Origin of the sequence: Winogradskyella sp. MIT101101, from assembly GCF_047126865.1 — a bacterium.
Lineage (GTDB): Bacteria > Bacteroidota > Bacteroidia > Flavobacteriales > Flavobacteriaceae > Winogradskyella > Winogradskyella ouciana.
The window spans coordinates 3,061,580-3,073,078 of the sequence record NZ_CP138982.1; the positions used below are offsets into that span (position 1 = coordinate 3,061,580).

At 35.9% G+C, this 11,499-nt stretch carries 4 protein-coding genes; 2 read left to right on the plus strand and 2 right to left on the minus strand.

All coding sequences use genetic code 11. From position 1 onward, the window contains the following. Positions 1-16: 16 nt before the first annotated feature. Positions 17-4,318: a DNA-directed RNA polymerase subunit beta' gene (gene rpoC / locus SIB89_RS13810; protein ID WP_412560233.1), complete on the plus strand. Its 4,302-nt coding sequence runs from the start codon at positions 17-19 to the stop codon at positions 4,316-4,318. A gap of 230 nt (positions 4,319-4,548) precedes the next feature. After that, complete coding sequence (locus SIB89_RS13815; protein ID WP_155088605.1) at positions 4,549-4,866, plus strand: DUF3467 domain-containing protein; 318 nt, start codon at positions 4,549-4,551, stop codon at positions 4,864-4,866. A 774-nt stretch (positions 4,867-5,640) separates the two neighbouring features. On the opposite strand, the gene SIB89_RS13820 is transcribed toward SIB89_RS13815, so the two are convergent. Together SIB89_RS13820 and SIB89_RS13825 are read right to left on the minus strand one after the other, a co-directional pair. After that, positions 5,641-5,871 (minus strand): (4Fe-4S)-binding protein, encoded by a 231-nt coding sequence (locus tag SIB89_RS13820; RefSeq protein ID WP_155088606.1) that lies wholly within the window; start codon positions 5,869-5,871, stop codon positions 5,641-5,643. Positions 5,872-6,011: 140 nt separating this feature from the next. Continuing rightward, the gene (locus SIB89_RS13825) at positions 6,012-7,601 is read right to left on the minus strand and encodes a peptide chain release factor 3 (protein ID WP_155088607.1); all 1,590 of its coding nucleotides are present in this window, start codon (positions 7,599-7,601) and stop codon (positions 6,012-6,014) included. Positions 7,602-11,499: the final 3,898 nt, after the last annotated feature.

Consider the following 11,499-nt stretch of genomic DNA (forward strand, 5'->3'; position numbering starts at 1 on the left):
AATACTAAATAAAGACATGGCAAGAAGACAAGATAAGAATACAGTACAGAAATTTAACAAAATTTCTATCGGTTTAGCATCACCAGAATCTGTTTTAGCAGCATCTCGTGGAGAAGTATTAAAGCCAGAAACTATTAATTATCGAACTCACAAACCAGAACGTGATGGTTTGTTCTGTGAGCGTATTTTTGGTCCTGTAAAGGATTTTGAATGTGCTTGTGGTAAATATAAAAGAATTCGCTACAAAGGTATCGTTTGTGACCGTTGTGGTGTAGAAGTAACAGAAAAGAAAGTACGTAGAGATAGAGTAGGACACATTAATTTAGTGGTGCCAGTGGCTCATATCTGGTATTTCCGTTCGTTACCAAACAAGATTGGTTACCTTTTGGGATTACCATCTAAGAAATTAGATATGATTATCTATTACGAGCGTTATGTGGTTATTCAACCAGGTACTGCTGTTAATGCTGAAGGTGAACCAGTTCAAAAAATGGATTTCTTAACGGAAGAAGAATACTTAAATATTCTTGAAACACTTCCACAAGAAAACCAATACTTAGAAGATTCAGACCCAAATAAGTTTATCGCTAAGATGGGTGCTGAGTGTCTTATTGAGTTACTATCGAGAATTGATTTAGATCAATTGTCGTATGATTTAAGACACAAAGCAAATAATGAAACTTCTAAGCAGCGTAAAACGGAAGCATTAAAACGTCTTCAAGTTGTTGAAGCGTTTAGAGAGTCTAACGAGAATAGAGAGAACAGACCAGAGTGGATGATCATGAAGGCTGTGCCTGTAATTCCACCAGAATTAAGACCTTTAGTACCTTTAGATGGTGGTCGTTTTGCAACATCAGATTTAAATGATTTGTATCGTCGTGTAATTATCCGTAACAACCGTCTTAAAAGATTGGTTGAGATAAAAGCACCAGAGGTGATTTTACGTAATGAAAAGCGTATGTTACAAGAATCAGTAGATTCATTATTTGATAACACACGTAAGTCATCAGCAGTAAAAACAGATTCTAACAGACCACTTAAATCGTTATCAGATTCACTTAAAGGTAAGCAAGGACGTTTCCGTCAGAACTTACTTGGTAAGCGTGTTGATTACTCTGCACGTTCGGTAATTGTTGTTGGACCAGAATTAAAGTTATTTGAATGTGGATTGCCAAAAAATATGGCAGCAGAGCTTTATAAGCCTTTCATCATTAGAAAATTAATTGAAAGAGGAATTGTAAAGACAGTAAAATCTGCAAAGAAAATTATAGATAGAAAAGAGCCTGTAGTTTGGGATATCTTAGAGAATGTTCTTAAAGGACATCCAGTATTACTAAACCGTGCTCCTACATTACACAGACTTGGTATTCAGGCATTCCAGCCTAAACTTATCGAAGGTAAGGCAATCCAGTTACACCCATTAGTGTGTACTGCATTTAATGCCGATTTCGATGGTGACCAAATGGCTGTGCATTTACCGTTAGGACCAGAGGCAATCTTAGAAGCACAACTTTTAATGTTAGCTTCTCATAACATATTGAACCCAGCAAATGGTTCGCCAGTAACAGTTCCTTCTCAGGATATGGTACTTGGTCTTTATTATATGACTAAGCTACGTAAGACTGATAAGGATTATACGGTTAAAGGTGAGGGTCTAACATTCTATTCTCCAGAAGAAGTAACAATTGCTTACAACGAGAAAAAAGTAGACCTTAACGCTGGTATTAAAGTAAGAACTAAAGACTTCAATGAAGAGGGTGAATTAACAACTCAAATTATTGAAACAACTGTTGGTCGTGTACTTTTCAACGAAAAAGTACCTGAAGCAGCTGGATACATTAATGAGGTATTAACCAAGAAATCGTTAAGAGATATTATTGGTAATATTCTTAAGGTAACTTCTGTTCCTGAAACAGCGGAATTCTTAGATGAGATTAAGACATTAGGATATAAGTTTGCATTCCAAGGTGGATTATCATTTAGTTTAGGTGATATTATCATACCACAAGAAAAGCAAACAATGATTGATTCTGCAAACAAGCAGGTTGATGGTATTATGGGTAACTATAACATGGGACTTATTACCAACAATGAACGTTATAACCAAGTTATTGATATCTGGACATCTACAAATGCTGAATTGACAGAATTATCCATGAAGCGTATTCGTGAGGATCAGCAAGGGTTTAACTCGGTGTTTATGATGCTAGACTCTGGTGCTCGTGGATCTAAGGAGCAGATTCGTCAGTTAACTGGTATGCGTGGTTTAATGGCTAAGCCTAAAAAATCGAATGCTGGTGGTGGCGAGATTATTGAAAACCCGATTTTATCTAACTTTAAGGAAGGACTTTCAATTTTAGAATACTTTATTTCTACTCACGGTGCTCGTAAAGGTCTTGCAGATACGGCTCTTAAAACGGCGGATGCTGGTTACTTAACGCGTCGTCTAGTAGATGTTTCACAAGATGTCATCGTTTACGAAGAGGATTGTGGTACATTAAGAGGTATTGAGGTTTCTGCACTTAAGAAAAATGAAGAAATCGTTGAAACTCTAGAAGCTAGAATAGTTGGTAGAACATCGTTAAATGATGTTTATGACCCACTAACAGAAGAGCTGATTGTTGAAGCTGGTGGACATATTAATGATGTCATCGCTAAGCGAATAGGTAATTCAGCTGTAGAATCTATTGAGGTTCGTTCGCCATTAACATGTGAGGCTAAGAAAGGTATCTGTGTAAATTGTTATGGACGTAATCTTGCTACAGGTAAGATGGTACAACGTGGTGAAGCTGTTGGTGTAGTTGCTGCACAATCTATTGGTGAACCAGGAACACAGTTAACGCTACGTACATTCCACGTAGGTGGTATTGCAGGTAACATTTCTGAAGAGAATAAATTGGCTGTTAAGTTTGATGGTATTGCTGAAATAGAAGATTTAAAAACTGTTAAGTCTAAAGATAATGATGGTAACGAAGTAGATGTTGTAATCTCTAGAACTTCAGAACTGAAACTTGTAGATGCCAAGACAGGTATTGTTTTAAGTACCAACAATATTCCTTATGGTTCACACATATTTGTGAAGCCAGGAGCTAAAGTGAAAAAAGGAGATGTAATCTGTCAATGGGATCCTTACAACGGTGTAATTATTTCAGAATTTGCCGGTAAGGTGAGATATGAAAACATTGAGCAAGGTGTAACCTATCAGGTAGAGATTGATGAACAAACAGGTTTCCAGGAGAAAGTAATTTCAGAATCTAGAAACAAGAAGTTGATTCCAACGTTATTGATTGAAGATAAGAAAGGAGAAACTATACGTTCTTACAACTTACCAGTTGGGGCACATATTATGATCGATGATGGAGATAAAATTGAAATCGGTAAGATTTTAGTAAAGATTCCTCGTAAATCTGCAAAAGCAGGTGATATTACTGGTGGTCTTCCACGTGTAACGGAATTGTTTGAAGCTCGTAACCCTTCAAATCCTGCTGTAGTTAGTGAGATTGACGGTGTGGTATCATTCGGTAAAATTAAACGTGGTAATCGTGAAATCATTATAGAGTCTAAACTAGGAGAAATAAAGAAATACTTGGTGAAATTATCTAATCAAATTCTTGTACAAGAAAATGACTATGTAAAAGCAGGTATGCCTTTATCTGATGGCTCAATAACACCTAACGATATATTAAACATTAAAGGCCCATCTGCGGTTCAGCAATATTTAGTGAACGAAGTTCAAGAAGTTTATCGTTTACAAGGTGTAAAAATTAATGATAAACATTTCGAGGTAGTTGTAAGACAGATGATGCGTAAAGTTAGAATTATAGATTCTGGTGATACCATCTTCTTAGAAAATCAACTTGTACATAAATCAGATTTCATTGAAGAAAACGATAAAATTTTCGGTATGAAAGTGGTGGAAGAAGCAGGTGATTCTGAGAACTTAAAATCTGGTCAGATTATTTCTGTAAGACAACTTAGAGATGAAAACTCAATCCTAAGAAGAGAAGATAAGAATCTTGTAACGGCTAGAGACGCACAACCTGCAACAGCTACGCCAATATTACAAGGTATTACAAGAGCGTCATTACAAACCAAATCGTTTATATCTGCGGCATCGTTCCAAGAAACTACTAAAGTTCTTAACGAAGCAGCGGTTAATGGTAAGGTAGATACTCTTGAAGGACTTAAGGAAAATGTTATTGTAGGACATAGAATACCTGCTGGTACAGGTGTTAGAGAATATGATAGCATTATTGTAGGTTCTAAAGAAGAGTTTGATGAAATGATGAAAGCTAAGGAAGAGATGAACTTTAATTAAATGAGACTCTGACTTTACGAGCCGAAGGCGAAGTAAAGTCTGTTAGTCGAATTTATCCTGAACTAGTTTCAGGATCTCATTAATTCAGAACTAAAATATAAAAGCCTTCATTCTTTAAAGATTGAAGGCTTTTTAGTTTAACTTCCCTGTTAGGTTTCAAAAACCTGATAGGTATTAAATAACTAAAATAATAAGATTCCCATTTTCATGGGAATGAAAAATAAATTTCAATGGCAGAAGAAAAAAAGAATCCTAAAAAAGGACAGATAAACATAGAGTTAGATGAGAAGGTAGCTGAGGGTACGTACTCTAACTTAGCTATAATCAACCATTCGGTTTCAGAATTTGTAGTCGATTTTGTAAGTATAATGCCAGGTACTCCGAAGAGTAAGGTTAAATCTCGAATTATATTAACACCACAACATGCAAAGCGCTTATTAAAAGCACTAGGAGATAACGTAAAACGTTTTGAGAAGGCCCATGGTGAAATCAAAGATTACGAGCAACCACCGATTCCCTTGAATTTCGGACCTACTGGTCAGGCATAAAGCATAAAGGAATTGGTTGTTGCTCGACATTTTTTCAGAGAGCAACCACCGATTCCCTTGAATTTCGGACCTACTGGTCAGGCATAAAGCATAAAGGAATTGGTTGTTGCTCGACATTTTTTCAGAGAGCAACCACCGATTCCCTTGAATTTCGGACCTACTGGTCAGGCATAAAGCATAAAGGAATTGGTTGTTGCTCGACATTTTTTCAGAGAGCAACCACCGATTCCCTTGAATTTCGGACCTACTGGTCAGGCATAAAGCATAAAGGAATTGGTTGTTGCTCGACATTTTTTCAGAGAGCAACCACCGATTCCCTTGAATTTCGGACCTACTGGTCAGGCATAAAGCATAAAGGAATTGGTTGTTGCTCGACATTTTTTCAGAGAGCAACCACCGATTCCCTTGAATTTCGGACCTACTGGTCAGGCATAAAGCATAAAGGAATTGGTTGTTGCTCGACATTTTTTCAGAGAGCAACCACCGATTCCCTTGAATTTCGGACCTACTGGTCAGGCGTAAGATTTTAAAGTTAAAAACCAACTATTTTTAAAATAGATAATAAATTTATATTTAATAGTTTTTGTCAATTACAATTGATTTACTTTAAGTACGTTTTAAAGTGTTTTTAAAATCACTATTTATGATTGTAAGTTTTGTATGAAATTGTAGCCTTAAAATGCTTAAAATAAATTTACACATAAAATTGAGTATTCTATCAACTAAAAAGCCCTTTGAATTTAATTCAAAGGGCTTTTTAGTTGCTTCAATTTTTTAAGCAACCTTCTTTTTGTTTAAATGATACTTTAAAGCACCCGATGGACATTTATCTATCTGACAAATGATGGCATCTGTATTAGCACCATCTAAATCAATCCACGGAATAACAGAGTTTCTAAATACTTCAGAGAGTTGTAAAAGGCAAATACCTGCATTTGCACAACAATTGGGTTGGTAAGTAACGGTAATGTCTTCGTTACTGAAGACGTTTGCATTTATATCCATAATAAGTAGATTAGTTTGGGGTTAATCTTAAATTAAAGTAAATATTGCAGTTCAAGAGTAATCAAAATATCGATAAAAAACAAATAACCTCGACTAAATACTGTTTTTTTAACATCCATTCGATGAAATGCATAGATGTTTTATTCAAACTCCGAGGTCATATGAAAGGTAATACTCGGATATTTTTGTTGGGTCATTTGCAATGAAAACATTGAATCCGCTAAAAATACTAACTGATTTTGCTTGTCTCTTGCTAGGTAACGTTGCTTTACTCTTAGGAATTCCTTAAATTCCTCACTTTTTTCATTATCCGTTTGTACCCAACAGGCTTTATGTACGTTTAGGTTTTCATAAGTACATTTGGCACCATACTCATGCTCAAGTCTATATTGAATGACTTCATATTGAAGCGCACCAACTGTGCCTATAACCTTTCTTCCATTATAATCTAAGGTAAATAATTGGGCTACACCTTCGTCCATTAATTGATCTATACCTTTGTAAAGCTGCTTTGCTTTCATTGGGTCAGCATTATTGATATATCTAAAGTGCTCAGGGGAAAAACTAGGAACACCTTTGTAATTAATGATTTCCCCTTCGGTGAGTGTATCTCCAATTTTAAAATTACCTGTGTCTTGTAAACCCACAATATCTCCAGGATAAGAGATATCTACAATTTCTTTTTTCTCGGCAAAGAAAGCATTTGGACTCGAAAATTTAAGTTTCTTGTTGTGTCTAACATGTAAGTATGGAGTATTTCGTTTAAATTCACCCGAAACAATCTTAACGAATGCTAGTCGATTTCTATGGTTAGGGTCCATATTCGCATGAATCTTAAACACAAACCCTGTAAATTTGTCTTCCTCGGGCTTAATTAACCGTTCTTCACTTTGTTTAGGTCTTGGTTTTGGTGCAATTTCCACAAAGCAATCCAATAACTCTCTAACCCCAAAGTTGTTTAAGGCAGACCCAAAAAAAACGGGTTGTAAGTCACCGTTCAAATATTGTTCTTTATTGAATTTTGGATAAATACCTTTAACAAGTTCTATCTCATCTCTTAATGTGTTTGCAGCTTTATCTCCAATTAGTGTATTAAGGTCTGAAGAAGTTATATCATTAACCTCAATGGTTTCTTCAATATCTTTTCTGCTATTTCCGCTAAATAAATTGATGTTATTTTCCCATATATTATATATACCCTTAAAATCGTAACCCATACCAATAGGAAAACTAAGCGGTGTTACCCTTAAACCTAGTTTTTGTTCAACCTCATCCAAAAGATCAAAAGCATCTTTACCTTCACGATCGAGCTTATTAATGAAGACTATCATCGGTATGTTTCGCATACGACAAACTTCCACCAGTTTTTCGGTTTGTTCCTCTACACCCTTAGCAACATCAATGACTACGATAACGCTGTCTACTGCAGTTAAGGTTCTAAATGTATCTTCGGCAAAATCTTTGTGTCCTGGAGTATCAAGGATGTTAATCTTTATACCGTCATACTCAAATGCCAAAACAGAAGTAGCAACAGAAATACCACGTTGACGCTCAATTTCCATAAAATCGCTCGTGGCACCCTTTTTTATCTTATTGCTTTTTACAGCACCTGCTTCTTGTATGGCGCCACCAAATAGTAGTAATTTTTCGGTAAGGGTTGTTTTACCAGCATCAGGATGGGATATAATTCCAAAGGTACGTCGTCTATTTATTTCTTTAATAAAACTCATATTGTCTAATTGAAGGCGGCTGCAAATATACTATGATTATTATATTAATTTATTGTTATTAAAAACCAATATGTATATAATTACGTAAGAATAAAAAAAAGATTTGAATCTTTTTACTTAATTTTACCTTAAGAAAATTTTAAGAGAAATTTTCTTACTAACGGAAGTTGATTAATAGCAAATCTCTTCTAATAATTTTTATAAAACATTGTTTAAAAGGCTATTAAAGCCGCTAATTTTTTAGACCTATACCAAATATAGCATAGGGTAAAATGATAGATAAGTGTCTTAATAATAAAATTAGATAATAAGATGTTCATTTTTATAACGAATAATCTTACATAAAATTTGTTTTTTACACTTTATCGAATATATTTGCACTTTATCGACAAGTGTGACTTGTCATTTTATATATAAAATTGAATTATACATCAACTATATAATACTATGAAAATCTCTACCCGATTCTCTTTAAAAAGAAAATTAACTTTTTGTTTGGCAATTTTTGCTTTAGCATTGTTTAATAATTCAATAGCTCAAACAGGTGTTACAAATATTAATGCAAATTATGTAGATATTGATGATTCATCAAACGACTACAGTATTAACGGTTTTGGTGGAACTTATCCTACGGGAACTAACTACAGCATACAGCATACCACTACCTCTTCGAGTAATAACAATTTAGTGCTTTCTGGTTTTTCCATTGGTGCTGATGCTTATGTGCCTTTTTTGATAGCAGATGTTTCATTTGTTCAAAGGGTTGATAATGCAAATGTTACAGGTAACAGACAATTATTGTTTCATGAACGGGAAGGGTCTTCAGGAACTACTTTACAACTTGACTCAGAATACGTTGCTACGAATGAAGAAGTATTTAATAGTACTATAATTAATAGAGGAGCTGATAATACTTTTGCAAATCAAGGAGGTGCAAATATTAATAATATTGAGCGTATTGACTTTATCTGGTCAGCAGGACTCAGTACATCAACACCTGCAATGAGTGGTTTTTTAGTTCTTGAGCGAGGTGGAAACGATCCTTGGAAAGTTGCTCCGATTTTGTCAGTTGATGGAAGTAATCAACCTACTAGTTACGGAAATTTGGTTTCAATTCCTGCTTCTACATGGGGAGATACGGGAAATACTATTCAAACCACCGTTTTTGTTAAAGACGAAGCGGATGCGAATTTGAGGCCTTCCACTAATGTTGGGAACCAAAATATTCACGCCGTTTATGTTTCTTTTTCTGATTTAGGCATTGCACCAAACACTACAGTATATGGTTATAGTATAATACCCAACGACGTAAATACTGTTTCCCATACATTGATAGACCCTACAACCTTTCCAACAGATACTAGTAGCGCTAGTGGTGAAGGTGGTATCGATTTAATTGTTACTGGAGCCATTTTTACTGCGGATGGTAATTTAATGTCTGCAGCAACTATTACTGCTAATGATGACGATTTTAGTTCAACACCATTCAGTAGTGTTGCTGGAGGAACTACAACTAGCGTATTCGATGATAACGGAAATGGAATAGATCTAGCTGATGGAGTAGCAGCAACCGATGCCAATATAGACGATAATATAAGTATTAGTAATGATGGAGGACTTACAGGCGTTACTATAAATACGGATGGAACAATAAATGTCCCTGCTGGTAGTACTGCCGGAACATATACCGTCGAATATACAATCTGCCTAGATGTTGATAATTCTATCTGTGATACAGCAGATGTAACAATTGAAATAATTGATCCGTGTAATATTTCTTCAATTACAGCGTCAAACATTGATGCTTGTAGCGATAATAGTACACCAACAGTTTTAACAGATGATACCTTTACAGCAGATATTACCGTAACGTTTACTAATGCGCCAACAACGGGTACGTTAGATTTAACAGGAGATGGTACAGCTACTGTCTCGGCAGTTGGTTTAACCTCACCGCACACTTTTGTAGATGTAGTTTTACCTGCAGATGGTAGGGATATAGATTTAACAGCTACATTCTCAGCCGATACCTCATGTACTTTAAACGATTCTAATGTTTTTACAGCACCATTTGAGTGTAGTGATGATGCTTGTCCGGATGTAATTCCTACAGGTAGTCCAACAGCACCACTAGCATCTGGAGATGTTACATTCAATATCTCAGGAACGGGTGGAACAGCAGGTGCATTTTTAAATTCTATTAGTGTTGCAGGCGAACCAAATCCTTTTACAGGTATTTATGAGCCATCTACTGTAGAATATCAATTCGCTATTCCAGCACAGACCAACCAATATATGTATAATATGGGGGTTTTGGGCTCTAATATTAATGATACTCCAGCCATATTTAACGCAGAATTGTTAGAGTCATATGCAAATAAAGAATTAACAAATTATTTTTCTGCCGATAATAGTGTTGCGCCAGGAATTGTACCAGGTGATTTTGTGCTAATAAGATATGATGCCCCTATTACATCTGCAGCCAACAGGTATATGGTTGCGACAGAAAGAGATGGAAATATTTCTTATAGAATCCAAGCCCTAGATGCTGCCGGCAACCCAATCGGAACAGAAAGAACAACATCGGTAGCAACTTATATTGATACAGGTGTACAGGTAGACCCTACTAATTTCCCAGGTGAAAATGCTGAAGCAAGTATTTATCCTCTAACAGCATTTGTACCATCAGGTAGTGATATTTATGGATTTAGAATTAGATTCAGAAATTCATCATCAGGTGATGCAGGCGATGGAAAGGTATTCGTTTTATATGATCCTGCTTTTTTAACTCCTCCACCAACAATAGAGGCAACAACAAGTGCGGTTCAACCAACATGCCCAACAAATTTGGGATCGATAACTATTGATGCCACAGATAATGGAGGCGGAACAATAGAATATAGTGTTAATGGTGCTGCAGGACCGTGGCAAACATCAAATGTATTTAACAACCTAACTCCAGGAACATATACTTCAGCAGTAAGATATCAATCTACGCCAACTTGTTTAGCTGAGTCTATTAATCCAATTACATTGGAGGACTCAGGATTTAATATAACTGCAATAACAGCATCAGATATAACCGCTTGTAATAACAATGGAACACCAAGTGACATTTCAGATGACACGTTTACAGCTGATATCACAGTAACTTTTGATGGGTCTCCAGGCACTGGTACTCTAGATTTAACAGGAGATGGTTCAGCATCAGTTTCAGCAGTAGGATTAACATCACCTCATACATTTAATGATATTGTTTTTTCGGCTAATGGCAATGATGTTTCTTTAACAGCAGCATTTTCAGATGCTCCAACATGTACATTTACAGATACTGCTGTTTTCACGGCACCAACAGAGTGTAGTGATGATGCTTGTAATGATGCGATTCCGACAGGCAATCCAACAGCGCCATTGGCGTCAGGTGATGTAACTTTTGACATAACGGGAACAGGAGGTACTGCTGGCGCAGTATTAAATTCGGTCACCGTAACTGGTGAGCCAAACCCTTTCTCAGGTTTTTATGTGCCTTCTACAGTAAATTATTCGTTTGCAAATCCAGCTGCTGCAAATCAATATATATATGATATGGGTACTTTAGGTGCCAATATTACTGATGGGCCAGCGATATTTGATCCAGAACTATTAGATGCCTACAGAGATAGAGATTTAACGAATTACTTATCTACAGATAACAATATTGACCCAGTTGATTTTGTTGACTTTATGTACGATGCTCCAATTGCAGCTGCAGCTAATAGATATATGGTAGCCTCAGAACGTAATGGTAATAATTCATACAGAATCCAGGCATTAGATGCAACAGGAAACCCTATAGGTACATTAGTTGTTACTTCTACGGGTACTTATATAGATACTGGCATTCAAGTAGATGCGGCCA

Excerpts from the sequence above, each read along its gene's own strand:
- rpoC (WP_412560233.1), top strand. The coding sequence starts at position 17 with ATGGCAAGAAGACAAGATAAGAATACAGTACAGAAATTTAACAAAATT.
- SIB89_RS13815 (WP_155088605.1), top strand. The coding sequence starts at position 4,549 with ATGGCAGAAGAAAAAAAGAATCCTAAAAAAGGACAGATAAACATAGAG.
- SIB89_RS13820 (WP_155088606.1), bottom strand. The coding sequence starts at position 5,871 with ATGGATATAAATGCAAACGTCTTCAGTAACGAAGACATTACCGTTACT.
- SIB89_RS13825 (WP_155088607.1), bottom strand. The coding sequence starts at position 7,601 with ATGAGTTTTATTAAAGAAATAAATAGACGACGTACCTTTGGAATTATA.